The organism is Actinoplanes sp. NPDC023936 (genome assembly GCF_040639325.1).
In the GTDB taxonomy this organism is placed as follows: Bacteria; Actinomycetota; Actinomycetes; order Mycobacteriales; family Micromonosporaceae; genus Actinoplanes.
In genome coordinates this window covers 335,067-355,471 of sequence record NZ_JBEZZR010000006.1, presented here as the reverse complement: position 1 = coordinate 355,471, position 20,405 = coordinate 335,067, and the positions used below count along the sequence as shown (strand labels likewise).

The window sequence follows — 20,405 nt, the reverse complement described above, 5'->3', positions numbered from 1 at the left end:
TCGGGATATCCATGAGGATTGATTCCCGGGGGCTCATTGGAGTGCACGCAGACCAGTTGCACCAGCAACTCAGCCGCATAGCAGCACCGGTCCTCGGAAGGACGCATCTTGGCAGCTTCCCGCCCTGCGAAGACCAGCCGTACGTCGAGCGCTTACGCACCCCGCCGGGTCTCTTTCGGCCGGATCACCGAGCAGCTAGAGGTCCCCAACCTCCTCGCCCTCCAGACGGACTCGTTCGACTGGCTGGTCGGCAATGAGGCTTGGCAGGCCCGGACGACGGACGACCCGCACGCCCACTCGGGCCTCGCAGAGATCCTCGAAGAGATCAGTCCCATTGAGGACTTCTCCGGCACCATGTCGCTGTCCTTCTCGGCTCCGCGCTTCGACGAGGTCAAGGCCTCGATCGAGGAGTGCAAGGAGAAGGACCTGACCTACTGTGCCCCGCTGTTCGTGACCGCGGAGTTCACCAACAACACGACTGGCGAGATCAAGAGCCAGACCGTGTTCATGGGTGACTTCCCGATGATGACCCCCAAGGGGACGTTCGTCATCAACGGCACCGAGCGGGTCGTGGTGAGCCAGCTCGTCCGCTCGCCGGGCGTGTACTTCACCAAGGAGCCGGACAAGACCTCCGACCGCGACCTCACCAGCGTCAAGGTCATCCCGAGCCGGGGAGCCTGGCTCGAGTTCGACATCGACAAGCGCGACACCGTCGGCGTCCGCATCGACCGTAAGCGCCGGCAGGCCGTCACCGTCCTGCTCAAGGCCATCGGTTGGTCGGCGGACCAGATCCGCGAGCGGTTCGGCTGGTCCGAGCTGCTCATGACGACGCTTGAGAAGGACCACATCGCAGGGCAGGACGAGGCCCTGCTAGACATCTACCGCAAGCTGCGCCCTGGCGAGCCCCCCACCCGGGAGAACGCGCAGACCCTGCTCGACAACCTCTTCTTCAACCCGAAGAGGTACGACGTCGCCAAGGTCGGCCGGTACAAGTTCAACAAGAAGCTCGAGATCGACGTCCCGATCGTCCGGGGCACGCTCTCCGAGGAAGACATCGTCAAGACCGTGGACTACCTCTGCCGGCTGCACGCCGGTGAGGAGGGCTACGAGGCCGACGACATCGACCACTTCGGCAACCGCCGTCTGCGGACGGTCGGCGAGCTCATCCAGAACCAGGTCCGCGTCGGCCTGTCCCGGATGGAGCGCGTCGTCCGCGAGCGGATGACGACCCAGGACGTCGAGGCGATCACGCCGCAGACCCTGATCAACATCCGTCCCGTGGTGGCGGCGATCAAGGAGTTCTTCGGCACGTCGCAGCTGTCGCAGTTCATGGACCAGACCAACCCGCTCGCGGGTCTGACCCACCGTCGCCGTCTGTCGGCGCTCGGCCCGGGTGGTCTGTCCCGTGAGCGGGCCGGCTTCGAGGTCCGTGACGTGCACCCGTCCCACTACGGCCGGATGTGCCCGATCGAGACCCCCGAGGGTCCGAACATCGGTCTGATCGGTGCGCTCTCGACGTTCGCGCGGGTCAACCCGTTCGGCTTCATCGAGACGCCGTACCGCAAGGTCGAGAACGGCGTCGTCACCGACGAGGTGCACTACCTCACGGCCGACGAGGAAGACCGGTTCATCAAGGCCCAGGCGAACGCCGTGCTGTCCAGTGACAACACGTTCGCCGAGGACCGCGTCCTGGTCCGCCGGAAGGGCGGTGAGGTCGACTACGTCCCCGGTGGCGAGGTCGACTACATGGACGTCTCGCCGCGGCAGATGACCTCGGTCGCGACCGCGATGATCCCGTTCCTCGAGCACGACGACGCCAACCGTGCCCTCATGGGCGCGAACATGCAGCGTCAGGCCGTTCCGCTGGTCAAGGCGGAGTCGCCGCTGGTCGGCACCGGCATGGAGTACCGCGCCGCGGTCGACGCCGGTGACGTGGTCGTCGCCGAGGTCGGCGGTGTCGTCGAGGACCTGTGCGCCGACTACGTGACGGTGCACCAGGACGACGGTCACCGTCGTACCTACCTGCTGCACAAGTTCCGCCGTTCGAACGCCGGCTCCTGCGTCAACCAGAAGCCGGTCGTCTTCGAGGGTGACCGGGTCGAGGCCGGCCAGGTCATCGCCGACGGTCCCTGCACCGACGAGGGCGAGATGGCCCTCGGGCGCAACCTGCTCGTCGCGTTCATGTGCTGGGAAGGCCACAACTACGAGGACGCGATCATCCTGTCGCAGCGCCTCGTGCAGCAGGACGTGCTCACCTCGATTCACATCGAGGAGCACGAGGTCGACGCCCGTGACACCAAGCTCGGCCCGGAAGAGATCACCCGCGACATCCCCAACGTCAGCGAGGAAATGCTCGCCGACCTGGACGAGCGCGGCATCATCCGGATCGGCGCCGAGGTCGTCCCCGGCGACATCCTGGTCGGCAAGGTCACCCCGAAGGGCGAGACCGAGCTGACTCCTGAGGAGCGCCTGCTCCGCGCGATCTTCGGTGAGAAGGCCCGGGAGGTCCGGGACACCTCGCTGAAGGTTCCGCACGGCGAGACCGGCACCGTCATCGGTGTCCGGACGTTCTCCCGCGAGGACGGCGACGAGCTGCCCCCGGGTGTGAACGAGCTGGTGCGGGTCTACGTCGCGCAGAAGCGGAAGATCCAGGACGGTGACAAGCTCGCGGGCCGGCACGGCAACAAGGGCGTCATCTCCAAGATCCTTCCGGTCGAGGACATGCCGTTCCTCGAGGACGGCACCCCGGTCGACATCGTGCTCAACCCGCTGGGTGTCCCCTCGCGTATGAACATCGGCCAGGTCCTGGAGACCCACCTCGGGTGGATCGCCAAGACCGGCTGGTCGGTCGAAGGCGACGACGCGGACTGGAAGCGTCAGCTCCGCGCCATCGAGGCCCACGAGTCCCCCGCCGACAGCAACGTCGCGACCCCGGTCTTCGACGGTGCTCAGGAGGAGGAGATCAAGGGTCTGCTCGAGTCGACGCTGGTGAACCGGGACGGCAAGCGCCTGGTCAACGGTGACGGCAAGGCCCAGCTGTTCGACGGTCGCTCGGGTGAGCCGCTGCCGGACCCGATCTCGGTCGGCTACGTCTACATCCTCAAGCTCAACCACCTGGTCGACGACAAGATCCACGCGCGGTCGACCGGTCCGTACTCGATGATCACGCAGCAGCCGCTCGGTGGTAAGGCTCAGTTCGGTGGCCAGCGGTTCGGTGAGATGGAGTGCTGGGCGATGCAGGCCTACGGTGCGGCTTACGCACTGCAGGAGCTGCTGACCATCAAGTCCGATGACGTCCTGGGCCGCGTGAAGGTCTACGAGGCCATCGTCAAGGGCGAGAACATCCCGGAGCCGGGAATCCCGGAGTCCTTCAAGGTGCTCCTCAAGGAGCTGCAGTCGCTGTGCCTGAACGTCGAGGTGCTCTCCAGCGACGGTGTGGCCCTGGAGATGCGCGAGACGGACGACGAGGTCTTCCGGGCCGCGGAAGAACTCGGCATCGACCTGTCCCGGCGCCCGAACGAGGGCGTCAGCAGCGTCGAAGAGATCTGACGGAAGCGGCCCCGCCGGATTGAGGAAACTCAGCCCGTCCGGGGCCGCACCCGCCGGCCTTGAATTCACCCGAGCAACGAAACACGAGGGATAGTCCAAGTGCTCGACGTCAACTTCTTCGACGAGTTGCGCATCGGCCTTGCTACCGCTGACGACATCCGGCAGTGGTCGCACGGCGAGGTCAAGAAGCCCGAGACGATCAACTACCGCACCCTCAAGCCCGAGAAGGACGGACTCTTCTGCGAGAAGATCTTCGGTCCGCAGCGGGACTGGGAGTGCTACTGCGGCAAGTACAAGCGGGTCCGGTTCAAGGGCATCATCTGTGAGCGCTGCGGCGTCGAGGTGACCCGGTCCAAGGTCCGCCGTGAGCGCATGGGTCACATCGAGCTGGCCGCGTCGGTGACCCACATCTGGTACTTCAAGGGCGTCCCGAGCCGGCTGGGTTACCTGCTGGACCTCGCGCCCAAGGACCTCGAGAAGATCATCTACTTCGCTTCGTACGTGGTGACGAGCGTGGACGCCGAGGCGCGTCACCGCGACATGTCGACCATCGAGAACGAGATCTTCGCCGAGAAGCGCCAGTCGGAGAACGGCCGTGACTCGGAGATCGAGAAGCGGGCCGCCAAGCTGGAGCAGGACCTGGCCGAGCTCGAGGCCGAGGGTGCCAAGGCCGACGTGCGCCGCAAGGTCAAGGAAGCTGGCGAGCGCGAGATGCGCCAGATCCGCGACAAGGCGCAGCGCGAGATCGACCGCCTCGACGAGGTGCTCGACACCTTCCGCAAGCTCGACTCCAAGCAGCTGGTCACCGACGAGCTGCTCTACCGCGAGCTCCGGGACCGCTTCGGTGAGTACTTCACCGGCGGCATGGGCGCGGAGGCCATCAAGGCCCTGCTCGAGAACATGGACCTGGACGCCGAGGCGGAGAACCTCCGGGAGATCATCCGCACCGGTAAGGGCCAGCGGAAGATCCGGGCGCTCAAGCGGCTCAAGGTCGTCGCGGCGTTCCTGAACACCCGCAACTCGCCGCTCGGCATGGTGCTGGACTGCGTCCCGGTCATCCCGCCGGACCTGCGCCCGATGGTGCAGCTCGACGGTGGCCGCTTCGCCACCAGCGACCTGAACGACCTGTACCGCCGCGTGATCAACCGCAACAACCGCCTCAAGCGACTGATCGACCTCGGCGCGCCCGAGATCATCGTCAACAACGAGAAGCGGATGCTGCAGGAGGCCGTCGACGCTCTGTTCGACAACGGCCGTCGTGGCCGGCCGGTCACGGGTCCGGGCAACCGCCCGCTCAAGTCCCTCTCCGACATGCTCAAGGGCAAGCAGGGCCGGTTCCGTCAGAACCTGCTCGGTAAGCGCGTCGACTACTCCGGCCGTTCGGTCATCGTCGTCGGCCCGCGGCTCAAGCTGCACCAGTGCGGCCTGCCGAAGCAGATGGCGCTGGAGCTGTTCAAGCCGTTCGTGATGAAGCGCCTGGTCGACCTGAACCACGCGCAGAACATCAAGTCCGCCAAGCGGATGGTCGAGCGTCAGCGCCCGGTCGTGTGGGACGTGCTGGAAGAGGTCATCAGCGAGCACCCGGTGCTGCTGAACCGCGCGCCGACCCTGCACCGCCTCGGCATCCAGGCCTTCGAGCCGCAGCTGGTCGAGGGCAAGGCGATCCAGATCCACCCGCTCGTCTGCACGGCGTTCAACGCCGACTTCGACGGTGACCAGATGGCGGTCCACGTGCCGCTGTCCGCCGAGGCCCAGGCCGAGGCGCGGATCCTGATGCTGTCCTCGAACAACATCCTCAAGCCGGCCGACGGCAAGCCGGTCACCATGCCCACCCAGGACATGGTCATCGGTCTGTACTACCTGACCCACATGACATCCGGTGCCAAGGGTGAGGGCCGGGTGTTCAGCTCCGACGCCGAGGCGCGGATGGCGTTCGACAACGGTGAGCTGCACCTGCAGGCGCCGATCAAGCTCCGCCTGCAGAACGTCGTCGGTGTCGACAACGGCGCCAAGGGCGAGCAGTGGGTCGCGCCGGAGGACTGGACCGAGGGTGACCAGGTCACCGTCGAGACCACCCTGGGCCGCGTGATCTTCAACGAGACGCTCCCGGTCGGGTACCGGTACGTCAACTACGAGATCCGCAAGGGTCAGCTGTCGGCGATCGTCAACGACCTCGCCGAGCGCTTCCCGAAGGTCGTCCTCGCGGCGACCCTGGACGCGCTCAAGGAGGCCGGCTTCCACTGGGCCACCTGGTCCGGTGTGACGATCGGCATGGGCGACGTCATCGGTCCTCCGCGCAAGCCGGAGATCCTGGCCCGCTACCAGGTCGAGGCCGACCGCATCGACAAGCAGTACCAGCGTGGTCTGATGACCGCCGAGGAACGTCGCGGCGAGCTCATCGAGATCTGGACCAAGGCGACCAACGAGATCTCCAAGGAGATGGAGACCGCGCTTCCGCAGGAGAACCCGCTCTGGGTGATGATCAACTCCGGCGCTCGCGGTAACCTCCTCCAGCTCCGGCAGATCGCCGCGATCCGTGGTCTGGTGGCCAACCCCAAGGGTGAGATCATCCCGCGGCCGATCACCTCGTCGTACCGCGAGGGTCTGACCGTTCTGGAGTACTTCATCTCCACCCACGGTGCCCGTAAGGGTCTGGCCGACACCGCGCTGCGTACCGCCGACTCGGGTTACCTGACCCGTCGTCTGGTGGACGTGTCGCAGGACGTCATCATCCGCGAGGAGGACTGCGGCACCGACCGTGCGATCCCGATGCAGGTGGGCGAGCGGGAGCCGGACGGCACCCTGGTCGTGCACACGCACGCGGAGACCGGCGTGCACGCCCGCACCCTGGCCGACGACATCGACGACGCCAACGGCAACCGTGTCGTGTCGCGTGGCGACGACCTCAACTCGATCATGGTCGACAAGCTGGTCGCCGCGGGCGTGGAGAACGTCCGGGTGCGCAGCGTGCTGACCTGTGAGTCGAAGCTGGGCGTCTGCGCGGCCTGCTACGGCCGTTCGCTGCCGACCGGCAAGGCGGTCGACATCGGCGAGGCGGTCGGCATCATCGCGGCCCAGTCCATCGGTGAGCCGGGTACCCAGCTGACGATGCGTACCTTCCACACCGGTGGTGTCGCGGGTGAGGACATCACCCAGGGTCTGCCGCGTGTCCAGGAAATCTTCGAGGCCCGCGTGCCGAAGGGTAAGGCGCCCATCGCCGACACCCCCGGCCGCATCCGGATCGAGGACGGCGAGCGTTCGCGGAAGATCATCGTGATCCCGGACGACGGCAGCGACGAGATCGTCTACGACAAGATCTCGAAGCGCGTCAAGCTGCGGGCGCACGACGGCGACCACGTCAACGTCGGCGAGAAGCTCACCGAGGGCACCATCGACCCGCACGAGCTGCTGCGCATCATGGGTCCGCGCGCGGTCCAGGTCCACCTGACCAGCGAGGTCCAGGAGGTCTACCGCTCGCAGGGTGTGCTCATCCACGACAAGCACATCGAGATCATCATCCGCCAGATGCTCAAGCGGGTGACGGTCATCGACTCCGGCGCGACCGAGTTCCTGCCGGGTGTGCTGGTCGACCGGGCGCTCTTCGAGTCGGAGAACCGCCGTCTCGTGGGCGAGGGTGGCGAGCCCGCCGCCGGCCGTCCGGTGCTGATGGGTATCACCAAGGCCTCGCTGGCGACCGACTCGTGGCTCTCCGCGGCCTCCTTCCAGGAGACCACCCGGGTGCTCACCGACGCTGCGATCAACTCGCGCAGCGACTCGCTGGTGGGCCTCAAGGAGAACGTCATCATCGGTAAGCTCATCCCGGCCGGTACCGGTATCAGCAAGTACCGGAACATCCGGGTCGAGCCGACCGAGGAGGCCAAGGCCAAGGTGTACTCGATGACCGGGTACCCCGAGACCGACTACGGCTTCGGGCCGGCCAGCGGGCAGGCTGTGCCGCTGGACGACTTCGACTTCGGGTCGTACCGCTAAGGGTTCTCTCGATGGGGCGGTCGCGCTTGGCGCGGCCGCCCCATCGGCGTCTCCGTGCTCGCCCCGCTTCCTAAGATGGGTGGGTGACCCTCCCCGCCGTGCCGACCCGCCACCCCCTCGATCCGGAGCCGGTGCCGTCCACCAAGTCCCGCGCGGTCTTCGCGCTGGGGCTCGTCGGGCTGCTGACCGGAGTGTTCATCGGTGGGGTGATACCGGCCACCGTTGCCCTGCTCCTGGCCCGGCAGGCGCACCGTGAGGCGTACGCGGCGGGGGGCTATCTGACCGGCTCGGCGTGGATCCAGCGGGGCCGGCGGCTGGCCTGGGCGGGACTGGTCCTCGCGCTGGCCTCGCTGGTGGTGGCCGTGATCGCCGGTCTGCTGCATTTCGCCGCCGCACCCGGCGGGACGGACTTCGCGCCCGGGACCGACTGACGCCGGGCTGCGGCTCGGCTCGGACGGGTGACATGCTTTCCTCCATGACGCAGCCGCCGCAGTCCTTCTACGGCCCGCCACCACAGCCCTCCTACGGCCCGCCGCCGGTGGCGCCGCCGTCCGCCGGCTGGCAGCTGGAGCGCGTCGACGCGGTCGGCGGCACCGGGTTCGGCCTCGCGCAGCTGCGAGTCGTGCCCATCACATCCGGCCTGGCGATCGGCTCGCTGGTGGCCGGGATCGGTGCGATCCTGGTCTCCACGCTGGCTGTCTGCTTCGGCGCGGTCGGCTCCGGCGAGGGCTGGGGAGTCTGGGTGGGTGGCGCGTTCACCCTGCTCAGCGTCCTGGCCGGTGGGGGAGCGGTGGCCGCCGGGATGATCGCTCTTCGGCAGATCCGCCGGTCCGGTCAGCCCGGCCGGGTGCGTTTCACCGGCCGTGGGGTGGGCGTCGCCGGCATCTCCTGTGGCGCGGCCGGCGCGGGAATAGGTTTGGCCGGATTGTTGCTGGGACTGGTGTTGCAGATGTCGTGAGTGGCCACCTTCGGCTACCGAGCAGTTACGCGGAGGCCACCGTACAGCTCTGTGGGCCTCGGGATCCGGCACCGCGGCGATGCCGCGCCGGAGCACCCGGTACACTGGTATACGGAGATGTCCATCGTGGGAGCCTGAGCTCATTTTGACCTGGGTGCCTATGGTGGGTAATCTTTCCCTTCGTGCCCGGGCTAGCCCGGGCAACTCGTGCGTGCACCCGATTCGGAAGGTACGACGGGGATTGCGGCACGACGGGCGGAGCTCGGTGTGAGCACCTGTCCCGACAGAGACAAGACCCGAAACGCGTGGGCGTACCACGCGTGGCGGGACCGTGAGCCGGACGACACGCCCGACCGCGGGTGCGGGAGACGCCCTCCAGGGCGGAGCCCGCACACAGAGGCAGAAATACTCGGTGCGGCCGTAAAAACAGGAAGCGGCCGAAGGGAGCGGAGAAACCCGGTGCCCACGATCCAGCAGCTGGTCCGAAAGGGCCGCCAGGCGAAGACGAGCAAGACAAAGACGCCGGCGCTGAAGGGAAGTCCTCAGCGGCGCGGCGTGTGCACGCGCGTGTACACCACTACCCCCAAGAAGCCGAACTCTGCGCTGCGCAAGGTCGCTCGTGTGAAGCTGAGCAGCCAGATCGAGGTCACGGCGTACATCCCGGGCGTCGGTCACAACCTGCAGGAGCACTCCATCGTGCTCGTGCGTGGCGGCCGTGTTAAGGACCTTCCGGGCGTTCGCTACAAGATCGTTCGTGGTTCGCTGGACACCCAGGGTGTCCGCAACCGCAAGCAGGCCCGCAGCCGTTACGGCGCGAAGAAGGAGAAGAGCTGACATGCCGCGTAAGGGACCCGCTCCGCGCCACCCTGTGGTCGCTGACCCGGTGTACAACTCCCCGCTGGTGACTCAGCTGGTCAACAAGATCCTGGTCGGCGGCAAGCGTCAGCTCGCCGAGCGCATCGTGTACGGCGCCCTCGAAGGTGCCCGCGAGAAGAGCGGTGGCACCGACCCGGTCGTCATCCTCAAGCGTGCGATGGACAACGTGAAGCCGACCCTCGAGGTCCGCAGCCGCCGCGTCGGTGGCGCGACCTACCAGGTTCCGGTCGAGGTCCGCACCCCGCGTCAGACCACTCTCGGCCTCCGCTGGCTCGTCCAGTACTCGAAGGCGCGCCGTGAGAAGACCATGATCGAGCGTCTCCAGAACGAGCTGCTCGACGCCAGCAACGGCCTCGGTGCCGCCGTCAAGCGGCGCGAGGACACCCACAAGATGGCGGAGTCCAACAAGGCCTTCGCGCACTACCGCTGGTAAGACCCTGCTGCAGGCCCGGCCTTGTGCCGGGCCACGGCAGTCGTACCGGTCCACGAGACGACGACGAAGAAAAGTAGGGATGGAAGTGGCCGCCGCAGACGCGCTCGCCAAGGTTCGCAACATCGGCATCATGGCGCACATCGACGCTGGTAAGACCACGACGACTGAGCGGATCCTGTTCTACACCGGTATCACGTACAAGATCGGTGAAGTCCACGAGGGCGCTGCCGTCATGGACTGGATGGAGCAGGAGCAGGAACGCGGTATCACCATCACTTCCGCCGCCACCAAGTGCGAGTGGAAGGGTCACACGATCCAGATCATCGACACGCCCGGCCACGTCGACTTCACGGTCGAGGTCGAGCGGTCGCTGCGTGTGCTCGACGGTGCGGTCGCGGTGTACGACGGTGTTGCCGGCGTTGAGCCGCAGACCGAGAACGTCTGGCGTCAGGCGGACAAGTACAACGTCCCCCGGATGTGCTTCGTCAACAAGCTCGACCGGACCGGTGCCGACTTCTTCCGCTGCGTGCAGATGATGATCGACCGGCTGAACGCCACCCCGCTGGTCCTGCAGATCCCGATCGGGCTCGAGGGCGACCACATCGGTGTCGTCGACCTGATCGAGATGCGCGCGCTCACCTGGCGCGGGGAGACCCAGAAGGGTGAGGACTACGCGGTCGAGGAGATCCCGGCCGACCTCGCCGAGCAGGCCGCCGAGTGGCGCGAGAAGCTCATCGAGACCCTCGCCGACGTCGACGACGCGGTGATGGAGAAGTACCTCGAGGGCGAAGAGGTGTCGGTCGAGGAGATCAGGGCCGCCATCCGGCGCGCCACGATCGCCAGCAAGGCCAACCCGGTTCTCTGCGGCTCGGCGTTCAAGAACAAGGGCGTGCAGCCCATGCTCGACGCGGTCGTCGAGTTCCTCCCGTCGCCGCTGGACATCCCGGCGATCGAGGGCACCGCGACCGACGGCGAGACGCCGCTGCTGCGCAAGCCGTCGAACGACGAGCCCTTCTCGGCGCTGGCCTTCAAGATCCAGACCGACAAGCACCTCGGCAAGCTGACCTACGTCCGGGTCTACTCCGGCACGCTCGAGTCCGGTTCTCAGGTGGTCAACTCCACCAAGGACCGCAAGGAGCGGATCGGCAAGATCTACCAGATGCACGCGAACAAGCGTGAGGAGCGCGCCACCGCGCAGGCCGGCGACATCATCGCCGTCCAGGGTCTCAAGCAGACCACCACCGGTGACACGCTCAGCGACCCGGCGAACCCGGTCATCCTGGAGTCGATGACCTTCCCGGAGCCGGTCATCCAGGTCGCCATCGAGCCGAAGACCAAGTCGGACCAGGAGAAGCTGGGCACCGCGATCCAGCGCCTGGCCGAGGAGGACCCGACCTTCCGCGTCTTCAACGACGAGGAGACCGGCCAGACGATCATCGCCGGCATGGGCGAGCTCCACCTGGACATCCTGGTGGACCGCATGCGCCGCGAGTTCAACGTCGAGGCCAACATCGGTAAGCCGCAGGTGGCGTACCGTGAGACGATCCGCGGCACCGTGGAGAAGCACACGTACGTCCACAAGAAGCAGACCGGTGGCTCCGGTCAGTACGCGAAGGTCGTCGTCAACGTCGAGCCGCTTCCGCTCGAGGCTGACGGCCCCACGTACGAGTTCGTGAACGCCGTGACCGGTGGTCGCATCCCCAAGGAGTTCATCCCCTCGGTGGACGCGGGCGCCCAGGACTCCCTGCAGTACGGCGTCCTCGCCGGGTACCCGCTGGTCGGCGTGAGGTTCACGCTTGTCGACGGTCAGTACCACGAGGTCGACTCGTCCGAGATGGCGTTCAAGATCGCCGGCTCCATGGCGATGAAGGAAGTGGCCCGCAAGGCCGATCCCGCGCTGCTGGAGCCGATGATGTCCGTCGAGGTCACCACCCCTGAGGACAACATGGGTGACGTCATCGGCGACCTCAACTCCCGTCGTGGCATGATCCAGTCGATGGAGGAGCGCCACGGCGCTCGCGTCGTCAAGGCTCTGGTGCCGCTCTCGGAGATGTTCGGCTACGTCGGCGACCTGCGGTCGAAGACTGCCGGCCGGGCCAGCTACAGCATGCAGTTCGACTCCTACGCCGAGGTTCCTCAGAACGTGGCAAAGGAGATCATCGCTAAGGCGACAGGTGCCTGACATCTGTGCTTGATCGATGAGGCACGTGCGGTCCGTCGAGGACCGCACGTGCACGAGCAGTCGACAGAGTCCTGAGCGCCTTATCGGCGTGCCGGGCGAAAAGTAATGATCAGTCCACAGGAGGACACCAGTGGCGAAGGCGAAGTTCGAGCGGACTAAGCCGCACGTCAACATCGGCACCATTGGTCACATCGACCACGGTAAGACGACGCTGACTGCGGCCATCACGAAGGTCCTGCACGACGAGTTCCCCGAGCTGAACCCGTACACCCCGTTCGACGAGATCGACAAGGCGCCGGAGGAGAAGGCCCGCGGCATCACGATCTCGATCGCGCACGTCGAGTACCAGACCGCGGCGCGTCACTACGCGCACGTGGACTGCCCCGGCCACGCTGACTACATCAAGAACATGATCACCGGTGCCGCGCAGATGGACGGCGCGATCCTGGTGGTTGCCGCGACCGACGGCCCGATGCCGCAGACCAAGGAGCACGTGCTCCTGGCCCGCCAGGTCGGCGTTCCGTACATCGTCGTCGCCCTGAACAAGAGCGACATGGTCGAGGACGAGGAGCTCCTGGAGCTCGTCGAGCTCGAGGTTCGCGAGCTGCTCAGCACCTACGAGTTCCCGGGCGACGACCTGCCGGTCGTTCGCGTGTCGGCGCTCAAGGCCCTCGAGGGTGACCCCGAGTGGACCGGCAAGCTGCTGGAGCTCATGAACGCGGTCGACACCGCGATCCCGCAGCCCGAGCGTGAGACCGAGAAGCCGTTCCTCATGCCGATCGAGGACGTCTTCACGATCACCGGCCGTGGCACCGTGGTGACCGGTCGCGCCGAGCGTGGCATCCTCAAGCCGAACGAGGAGGTCGAGATCGTCGGTATCCGCGAGAAGTCGACCAAGACCGTTTGCACCGGCATCGAGATGTTCCGCAAGCTGCTCGACGAGGCCCGCGCGGGTGAGAACGTCGGTCTGCTGCTCCGCGGCATCAAGCGCGAGGACGTCGAGCGCGGCATGGTCGTCGTGAAGCCGGGCACCACGACTCCGCACACGGAGTTCGAGGGCCAGGTCTACATCCTCTCGAAGGAGGAGGGTGGCCGGCACACCCCGTTCTTCCAGAACTACCGGCCGCAGTTCTACTTCCGCACCACGGACGTCACCGGCGTCGTCACGCTGCCCGAGGGCACCGAGATGGTCATGCCCGGCGACTCCACCTCCATGTCCGTGAAGCTGATCCAGCCGATCGCCATGGAGCAGGGCCTGAAGTTCGCGATCCGTGAGGGTGGCCGCACCGTCGGCGCCGGAACGGTCACGAAGATCAACAAGTGATTGATGGTTGTCCACGGAGTTAACCCGTGGGCAACCTCATCGGTGACCCCGATTAGCGTTGTCGGCGAGAATCCGGCATACTAGTCAGGTTGCGTCCGCGCGGGGTGGGCGACTGCTCGTCAGTTGCCCACCCTCGCCGGGTGTCCGGGTGTGGTTCGTTTGCCGCCCGACACCCTCAGATCCCCGCGATCGATCCGCACCAGGTGACCTGGGGCGGAGCCTGGAGTGCCCAGCACTCTGTGAATAGGCGCGACACGCCCGACCGCGGGGGTCGGACAACGCAGGATCAACGGTCCTGCGGGCATGCGGAGGCCACCGCTTTCGCACGTAGCGGCATCGAGAGAAGGAAACAGAAGCCACCATGGCGGGACAGAAGATCCGCATCCGGCTCAAGGCCTACGACCACGAGGTCGTCGACTCCTCGGCGCGGAAAATCGTCGAGACGGTGACGCGCACCGGGGCGCAGGTCGCAGGCCCGGTGCCGCTGCCCACGGAGATCAACCGTTTCTGCGTGATCCGTTCGCCGCACAAGTACAAGGACTCGCGCGAGCACTTCGAGATGCGCACGCACAAGCGTCTGATCGACATCATCGACCCGACTCCGAAGACGGTCGACTCGCTCATGCGCCTCGACCTGCCGGCTGGCGTCGACATCGAGATCAAGCTGTAGGGATCGCGACTAATGGACAGGCAAGTTAAGGGGATCCTGGGCGCCAAGCTCGGCATGACCCAGGTCTGGGACAACAACAAGGTCGTCCCGGTGACCGTGGTTCAGGCCGGCCCGTGCGTCGTGACCCAGGTCCGCACCGATGAGAAGGACGGCTACTCGGCTGTCCAGCTGGCATACGGCTCGATCGACCCGCGCAAGGTCAACAAGCCTGAGGCCGGCCACTACGCCAAGGCCGGCGTGTCGCCGCGGCGCCACCTCGTGGAGCTGCGCACCGTCGACGCCGGCGAGTACGAGCTCGGCCAGGAGGTCACGGTTGACTCCTTCGCCGCCGGCAGTGCCATCGACGTGACCGGCAAGACCCGCGGTAAGGGCTACGCCGGTGTCATGAAGCGGCACGGCTTCCACGGTCTGCGCGCCAGCCACGGTGTCGAGCGCAAGCACCGCTCGCCCGGCTCGATCGGCGCCTGCGCCACTCCCGGCCGCGTTTTCAAGGGCGTCCGGATGGCGGGTCGCATGGGTGGCAAGCGGTTCACCGTGCAGAACCTGACCATCCAGGCCGTCGACACCGAGCGGAACCTGATCCTGGTCAGGGGCGCGGTTCCCGGTCCCAAGGGCGCGCTGATCCTGGTCCGTTCCGCGGCGAAGAAGGGCGGTGCCAAGTGAGCTCGGTTGACGTGATCAACGCCGAGGGCAACAAGGCCGGCTCGGTCGAGCTTCCCTCGAACGTCTTCGACGTCCAGGCGAACATCCCGCTGATGCACCAGGTCGTCGTGGCGCAGCTGGCCGCCGCCCGTCAGGGCACGGCCAAGGCGAAGACCCGCGGCGAGGTCGCCGGCGGCGGCAAGAAGCCGTACAAGCAGAAGGGCACCGGTCGCGCCCGTCAGGGCTCGATCCGCGCGCCGCAGTTCACCGGTGGTGGCGTCGTGCACGGTCCCGTGCCGCGCGACTACAGCCAGCGGACCCCCAAGAAGATGAAGGCCGCCGCTCTGCGTGGCGCCCTCTCGGACCGGGCCCGGGACGGCCGCGTGTTCGTCGTCGAGTCCTTCGTCACCGGCGAGAAGCCGTCGACCAAGGCCGCCGTGACGGCGCTGCGCAAGGTCGCCCAGACGACCAAGGTTCTCGTCGTTCTGGACAGCCAGGACGAGCTGAACTGGGTCTCGCTGCGCAACGAGCCGACCGTGCACCTCATCGAGGCCGGCCAGCTGAACACCTACGACGTGCTGGTCGCGGACGAGGTGGTCTTCACGAAGGTCGCGCTCGACGAGTTCCTTGAGCTTGCGAAAGGAACTGGCGCGCAGAGCCTGGGCGGTTCGGCCGCCGAGACGTCCGAGGAGGGCGACAAGTGAGCACGATCGCCGACCCGCGCGACATCATCGTCGCCCCGGTGGTCTCCGAGAAGAGCTACAGCGTTCTCGACCAGAACTGGTACACGTTCCTCGTCCACCCGGACGCGAACAAGACCCAGATCAAGATCGCGATCCAGCAGATCTTCAACGTCCGCGTGCTGTCCGTGAACACCGCTAACCGTGAGGGCAAGCGCAAGCGCACCCGCACCGGCTGGGGCCAGCGTAAGGCCACCAAGCGCGCGATGGTGAAGCTGGCTGACGGGGACCGCATCGAGGCCTTCGGCGGCCCGGTCAGCTAAGGGGTTCATGAATCATGGCTATCCGTAAGTACAAGCCGACCACGCCGGGCCGCCGCGGCTCGAGCGTCGCCGACTTCGCTGAGATCACCCGGTCGACGCCGGAGAAGTCTCTGCTGGTCCCGCTGCCCAAGAAGGGCGGCCGCAACGTCCACGGCCGGATCACCACCCGGCACCAGGGCGGCGGCCACAAGCGGCAGTACCGGCTGATCGACTTCAAGCGGAACGACAAGGACGGCGTGCCGGCCAAGGTCGCTCACATCGAGTACGACCCGAACCGCACCGCCCGTATCGCGCTGCTCCACTACGCGGACGGGGAAAAGCGCTACATCGTGGCGCCGAAGGACCTCAAGCAGGGTGACCGGGTGGAGTCGGGCGTTGGCGCCGACATCAAGCCCGGCAACAACCTGCCGCTGCGCAACATCCCGGTCGGTACGACGATCCACAACGTGGAGCTTCGTCCCGGCGGTGGCGCCAAGCTGGCCCGTTCGGCCGGCGTCGGCATCCAGCTCCTCGGCCGTGAGGACGTGTACGCCACGCTGCGTATGCCCTCCGGCGAGATCCGTCGCGTCGACGTGCGCTGCCGCGCCACCGTCGGCGAGATCGGCAACGCCGACCAGTCGAACATCAACTGGGGCAAGGCTGGTCGTATGCGGTGGAAGGGCAAGCGCCCGACCGTCCGTGGTGTCGCCATGAACCCTGTCGACCACCCGCACGGTGGTGGTGAGGGTAAGACCTCGGGTGGTCGCCACCCGGTGAACCCGGCGGGTAAGCCCGAGGGCCGTACCCGTCGCAAGGGCCAGCCGAGCGACAAGCTGATCGTTCGCCGCCGCTACGCCACCCGCAAGCGCGGGTAACGGGAGTAGAAGATGCCTCGCAGCCTGAAGAAGGGCCCGTTCGTCGACGACCACCTCATCAAGAAGGTGGAAGTCCAGAACGAGAAGAATTCCAAGAACGTCATCAAGACCTGGTCGCGACGTTCGACGATCATCCCCGACATGCTCGGGCACACGATCGCCGTGCACGACGGACGCAAGCACGTCCCGGTGTTCATCACCGAGGCCATGGTCGGTCACAAGCTGGGCGAGTTCGCTCTGACCCGTACGTTCAAGGGTCACGAGAAGGACGACCGCAAGAGCCGTCGTCGCTAAGCAGATACACGGATTAGAGGATCAAGGAGCTACAGCGATGCCAGTTAAGGGCGACGCTCCGGTGCTTCCGGGCGCGCGGGCGGTTGCGCGACACGTGCGCATCTCGCCGAACAAGGCGCGCCGGGTGGTCAACCTCGTCCGCGGTCTGCCCGCGAAGGAGGCGCTCACCGTCCTGCAGTTCGCGCCGCAGGCCGCCAGCGAGCAGGTCTACAAGGTGCTTGCCAGCGCGATCGCGAACGCTGAGAACAACGAGCGGCTCGACCCCGACGCTCTCCTCGTGAGCGAGGCGTTCGTCGACGAGGGTCCGACGCTCAAGCGGTTCCGTCCGCGGGCGCAGGGCCGGGCGTACCGGATCCGCAAGCGCACCTGTCACATCACCATCGCGGTCGAGGCGGTCCAGGCGACCCGCCCGGCGAAGAAGGCGGCCGCCAAGCCGGCGCCGAAGGCCGAGTCCCAGAGCACGGAGGGTGCCGAGTAATGGGTCAGAAGGTTCACCCCACCGGGTTCCGTCTCGGCATCTCCACCGACTGGAAGAGCCGCTGGTTCGCGGACAAGCTGTACAAGGACTACATCGGCGAGGACGTCAAGATCCGCCGCATGATGTCCAAGGGGCTTGAGCGCGCCGGCATCTCCAAGGTGGACATCGAGCGCACCCGCGACCGGGTTCGCGTCGACATCCACACCGCCCGGCCGGGCATCGTCATCGGCCGTAAGGGCGCGGAGGCCGACCGGATCCGCGGCGAGCTCGAGAAGCTCACCGGCAAGCAGGTCCAGCTGAACATCCTCGAGGTGAAGAGCCCCGAGTCGGACGCTCAGCTCGTGGCGCAGGGCGTCGCCGAGCAGCTGTCCAGCCGGGTCAGCTTCCGCCGGGCGATGCGCAAGGCCATGCAGTCGGCCATGAAGAACCCGATCTGCAAGGGCATCCGTGTGCAGGTCTCCGGCCGCCTCGGCGGCGCGGAGATGAGCCGCACGGAGTTCTACCGTGAGGGTCGCGTTCCGCTGCACACCCTCCGCGCCAACATCGAGTACGGCTTCTTCGAGGCCCGTACCACGTTCGGCCGGATCGGTGTGAAGGTCTGGATCTACAAGGGCGACGCCGTTCCGGGTCGTGAGGTCGTCACCGAGGCGCCCGCGCGCCCCCGTCGTGACCGTGCCGACCGTCCCGAGCGTCCCCGCCGTGGCCGTTCCGGCTCGTCCGGCACGACGGCGGGCGGCACCGAGGCCGGCCGGGCTGCGGCCCAGTCCCGGACCACCGGTGACGGCGACAACGTGAATGACGCCGCGGTTGCCGCGGCTCCGGCCGTGGCCGAGACGCAGCAGGAGGGCTGACACATGCTGATGCCGCGTAAGCCCCCAAAGGGCTTTCGTAAGCCGCATCACCCGGACCGCAGTGGCGCGTCCAAGGGCGGCAACCGGGTCGTCTTCGGCGAGTTCGGTATCCAGGCTCTGGAGCCGGCGTACGTGACGAACCGGCAGATCGAGTCCGCGCGTATCGCGATGACCCGCCACATCAAGCGTGGTGGCAAGGTCTGGATCTCGATCTTCCCGGACCAGGCGCTGACCAAGAAGCCGGCCGAGACCCGCATGGGTTCCGGTAAGGGTTCTCCCGAGTGGTGGGTGGCGAACGTCAAGCCGGGACGCATTCTCTTCGAGATGTCGTTCCCGAACGAGACGGTCGCGCGTGAGGCGATGCGCCGCGCGATCCACAAGCTCCCGATGAAGTGCCGCATCGTGACACGCGAAGTGGGTGAAAGCTGATGGCAGCGGGCGTTAAGGCAACCGAGCTGCGCGAACTCTCCGACGAGGAGCTTGTTTCGCGGGTGCAGGAGGCCAAGGCGGAGCTGTTCAACCTTCGTGTGCAGCGCGCGACCGGCCAGCTCGACAATCACCGTCGGCTGCAGGTCGTCCGCAAGGACATCGCGAAGATCTACACGATCATGCGTGAGCGCGAGCTGGGGCTCTCGGTTGCGCCGGATGAGGTGACAGCATGAGTGAAACCGCCCCGCAGGGGATCGAGACAGCCGCATCGCGCGCCCAGCGCAAGGTGCGCGAAGGCCTCGTGGTCAGCGACAAGATGGACAAGACCGTCGTCGTCGAGGTTGAGGACCGGGTCAAGCACGCGCTGTACGGCAAGGTCATCCGTCGTACCCGCAAGCTGAAGGTGCACGACGAGCAGAACGCGGCGGGCATCGGCGACCGGGTTCTGATGATGGAGACTCGTCCGCTCTCTGCCACCAAGCGGTGGCGGATCGTGGAGATCCTCGAAAAGGCCAAGTGAGTGCGGTGGGGCCGGTTCCGGCCGGCCCCACCGGACCATCGTTCCGCCAAGCTTCGGGTGAACGTTCCCGGAGAACTGGCAGACATAGGAGACAGACGTGATCCAGCAGGAGTCGCGACTGCGTGTCGCCGACAACACGGGTGCCCGGGAGATTCTGTGCATCCGCGTACTCGGGGGCTCCGGTCGCCGTTACGCGAGCATCGGCGACGTCATCGTGGCCACGGTCAAGGACGCCATTCCCGGTGCCGGTGTGAAGAAGGGTGACGTCGTCAAGGCGGTCGTCGTTCGCACCGCCAAGGAGAAGCGGCGCCCGGACGGCTCGTACATCCGCTTCGACGAGAACGCCGCCGTCATCATCAAGGACGGCGGGGACCCCCGCGGCACCCGCATCTTCGGCCCGGTCGGGCGCGAGCTGCGCGACAAGCGGTTCATGAAGATCATCAGCCTGGCGCCGGAGGTGCTCTGACCGTGAAGATCAAGAAGGGCGACACGGTCGTCGTCATCGCCGGCAAGGACAAGGGTGCCAAGGGCAAGGTCATTGCGGCCTTCCCGCGGCAGGACAAGGTCCTGGTCGAGGGCGTCAACCGAGTCAAGAAGCACGAGCGCATCCGCACGAACCAGCGGGGCTCGAAGACCGGTGGCATCGTTACTCAGGAAGCCCCCGTTCACATCTCCAACGTGCAGGTGCTGGACGACCAGGGCAAGCCGACCCGGATCGGCTACCGGATCGACGAGAACGGCAACAAGGTCCGCATCGCGCGTACGACCGGTAAGGAACTCTGATGACTGCCGCCACCGAGACCAAGACGCTGCCGCGCCTCAAGCAGAAGTACCGCTCCGAGGTCGCGCCGGCTATCAACGAGCAGTTCAAGTACGGCAACCCCATGCAGATCCCCGGCCTGGTCAAGGTCGTCGTGAACATGGGTGTCGGCGAGGCGGCTCGTGACGCCAAGCTGATCGATGGCGCGGTTCGGGACCTGACCACGATCACCGGCCAGAAGCCGCTGATCCGTCGGGCGACCAAGTCCATCGCGCAGTTCAAGCTGCGTGAGGGCATGCCGATCGGCGCGAAGGTCACCCTTCGTGGCGACCGGATGTGGGAGTTCCTGGACCGGCTGCTGTCGATCTCGCTGCCGCGTATCCGTGACTTCCGTGGCCTCGACGGCCGGAAGCTGGACGGCCACGGGAACTACACCTTCGGTCTGACCGAGCAGTCGGTGTTCCACGAGATCGACCAGGACCGGATCGATCGCCCGCGGGGCATGGACATCACGGTGGTCACCACCGCCAAGACCGACGACGAGGGCCGGGCGCTGCTCAAGCTCCTGGGCTTCCCGTTCAAGGAGAACTGA

General features: G+C 66.6%; 22 protein-coding genes. All 22 read left to right on the top strand.

The genetic code is table 11. From position 1 onward, the window contains the following. The first annotated feature begins 108 nt into the window (after positions 1 to 108). The 22 genes from AB0F72_RS12010 to rplE all read left to right on the top strand — a co-directional run bounded on the left by AB0F72_RS12010 (position 109) and on the right by rplE (position 20,405). Positions 109 to 3,549: a DNA-directed RNA polymerase subunit beta gene (locus tag AB0F72_RS12010; RefSeq protein WP_360429214.1), complete on the top strand. Its 3,441-nt coding sequence runs from the start codon at positions 109 to 111 to the stop codon at positions 3,547 to 3,549. 99 nt (positions 3,550 to 3,648) lie between these two features. Next, positions 3,649 to 7,539, top strand: coding sequence for a DNA-directed RNA polymerase subunit beta' (locus AB0F72_RS12005; protein ID WP_360429211.1), 3,891 nt, complete (start codon positions 3,649 to 3,651; stop codon positions 7,537 to 7,539). A gap of 83 nt (positions 7,540 to 7,622) precedes the next feature. After that, the gene (locus tag AB0F72_RS12000) at positions 7,623 to 7,970 is read left to right on the top strand and encodes a hypothetical protein (RefSeq protein WP_360429208.1); all 348 of its coding nucleotides are present in this window, start codon (positions 7,623 to 7,625) and stop codon (positions 7,968 to 7,970) included. A gap of 44 nt (positions 7,971 to 8,014) precedes the next feature. Then, positions 8,015 to 8,497 (top strand): hypothetical protein, encoded by a 483-nt coding sequence (locus tag AB0F72_RS11995; protein ID WP_360429205.1) that lies wholly within the window; start codon positions 8,015 to 8,017, stop codon positions 8,495 to 8,497. A 459-nt stretch (positions 8,498 to 8,956) separates the two neighbouring features. Continuing rightward, positions 8,957 to 9,331 (top strand): 30S ribosomal protein S12, encoded by a 375-nt coding sequence (gene rpsL, locus AB0F72_RS11990; RefSeq protein WP_014440718.1) that lies wholly within the window; start codon positions 8,957 to 8,959, stop codon positions 9,329 to 9,331. A gap of 1 nt (position 9,332) precedes the next feature. Continuing rightward, on the top strand, positions 9,333 to 9,806 hold the full coding sequence (gene rpsG, locus AB0F72_RS11985) for a 30S ribosomal protein S7 (protein WP_111648510.1): 474 nt from the start codon (positions 9,333 to 9,335) through the stop codon (positions 9,804 to 9,806). An 85-nt stretch (positions 9,807 to 9,891) separates the two neighbouring features. After that, complete coding sequence (gene fusA, locus AB0F72_RS11980; protein ID WP_360429201.1) at positions 9,892 to 11,988, top strand: elongation factor G; 2,097 nt, start codon at positions 9,892 to 9,894, stop codon at positions 11,986 to 11,988. A 130-nt stretch (positions 11,989 to 12,118) separates the two neighbouring features. Continuing rightward, entirely contained in the window at positions 12,119 to 13,312 is a 1,194-nt protein-coding gene (tuf, locus tag AB0F72_RS11975) for an elongation factor Tu (protein ID WP_043531101.1), read from the top strand. Between the two features lie 361 nt (positions 13,313 to 13,673). Beyond that, positions 13,674 to 13,982, top strand: coding sequence for a 30S ribosomal protein S10 (rpsJ, locus tag AB0F72_RS11970; protein ID WP_007073037.1), 309 nt, complete (start codon positions 13,674 to 13,676; stop codon positions 13,980 to 13,982). A gap of 12 nt (positions 13,983 to 13,994) precedes the next feature. Beyond that, positions 13,995 to 14,645: a 50S ribosomal protein L3 gene (gene rplC, locus AB0F72_RS11965; protein ID WP_360429197.1), complete on the top strand. Its 651-nt coding sequence runs from the start codon at positions 13,995 to 13,997 to the stop codon at positions 14,643 to 14,645. After that, the gene (rplD, locus tag AB0F72_RS11960; RefSeq protein WP_360429194.1) at positions 14,642 to 15,328 is read left to right on the top strand and encodes a 50S ribosomal protein L4; all 687 of its coding nucleotides are present in this window, start codon (positions 14,642 to 14,644) and stop codon (positions 15,326 to 15,328) included. The genes rplC and rplD overlap by 4 nt, the downstream gene beginning before the upstream one ends. Continuing rightward, the gene (rplW, locus tag AB0F72_RS11955) at positions 15,325 to 15,627 is read left to right on the top strand and encodes a 50S ribosomal protein L23 (protein ID WP_014440724.1); all 303 of its coding nucleotides are present in this window, start codon (positions 15,325 to 15,327) and stop codon (positions 15,625 to 15,627) included. Before rplD ends, rplW begins: the two co-directional genes overlap by 4 nt. A gap of 14 nt (positions 15,628 to 15,641) precedes the next feature. Then, positions 15,642 to 16,481, top strand: coding sequence for a 50S ribosomal protein L2 (rplB, locus tag AB0F72_RS11950; protein WP_014440725.1), 840 nt, complete (start codon positions 15,642 to 15,644; stop codon positions 16,479 to 16,481). Positions 16,482 to 16,493: 12 nt separating this feature from the next. Then, complete coding sequence (gene rpsS / locus AB0F72_RS11945; RefSeq protein WP_014440726.1) at positions 16,494 to 16,775, top strand: 30S ribosomal protein S19; 282 nt, start codon at positions 16,494 to 16,496, stop codon at positions 16,773 to 16,775. Between the two features lie 37 nt (positions 16,776 to 16,812). Continuing rightward, on the top strand, positions 16,813 to 17,253 hold the full coding sequence (rplV, locus tag AB0F72_RS11940) for a 50S ribosomal protein L22 (protein ID WP_014440727.1): 441 nt from the start codon (positions 16,813 to 16,815) through the stop codon (positions 17,251 to 17,253). Continuing rightward, a complete protein-coding gene (gene rpsC, locus AB0F72_RS11935; RefSeq protein WP_360429189.1) occupies positions 17,253 to 18,104 on the top strand; it encodes a 30S ribosomal protein S3 in 852 nt (283 codons plus the stop codon). Before rplV ends, rpsC begins: the two co-directional genes overlap by 1 nt. 3 nt (positions 18,105 to 18,107) lie before the next feature. After that, a complete protein-coding gene (gene rplP, locus AB0F72_RS11930) occupies positions 18,108 to 18,533 on the top strand; it encodes a 50S ribosomal protein L16 (RefSeq protein WP_014440729.1) in 426 nt (141 codons plus the stop codon). Further along, positions 18,533 to 18,766, top strand: coding sequence for a 50S ribosomal protein L29 (rpmC, locus tag AB0F72_RS11925; RefSeq protein ID WP_229073959.1), 234 nt, complete (start codon positions 18,533 to 18,535; stop codon positions 18,764 to 18,766). Before rplP ends, rpmC begins: the two co-directional genes overlap by 1 nt. Then, complete coding sequence (gene rpsQ / locus AB0F72_RS11920) at positions 18,763 to 19,053, top strand: 30S ribosomal protein S17 (RefSeq protein ID WP_360429186.1); 291 nt, start codon at positions 18,763 to 18,765, stop codon at positions 19,051 to 19,053. Before rpmC ends, rpsQ begins: the two co-directional genes overlap by 4 nt. Positions 19,054 to 19,150: 97 nt before the next feature. After that, complete coding sequence (rplN, locus tag AB0F72_RS11915) at positions 19,151 to 19,519, top strand: 50S ribosomal protein L14 (protein WP_007073026.1); 369 nt, start codon at positions 19,151 to 19,153, stop codon at positions 19,517 to 19,519. Beyond that, on the top strand, positions 19,516 to 19,836 hold the full coding sequence (gene rplX, locus AB0F72_RS11910; RefSeq protein ID WP_157434727.1) for a 50S ribosomal protein L24: 321 nt from the start codon (positions 19,516 to 19,518) through the stop codon (positions 19,834 to 19,836). Before rplN ends, rplX begins: the two co-directional genes overlap by 4 nt. Continuing rightward, complete coding sequence (gene rplE / locus AB0F72_RS11905; RefSeq protein ID WP_360429183.1) at positions 19,836 to 20,405, top strand: 50S ribosomal protein L5; 570 nt, start codon at positions 19,836 to 19,838, stop codon at positions 20,403 to 20,405. The genes rplX and rplE overlap by 1 nt, the downstream gene beginning before the upstream one ends.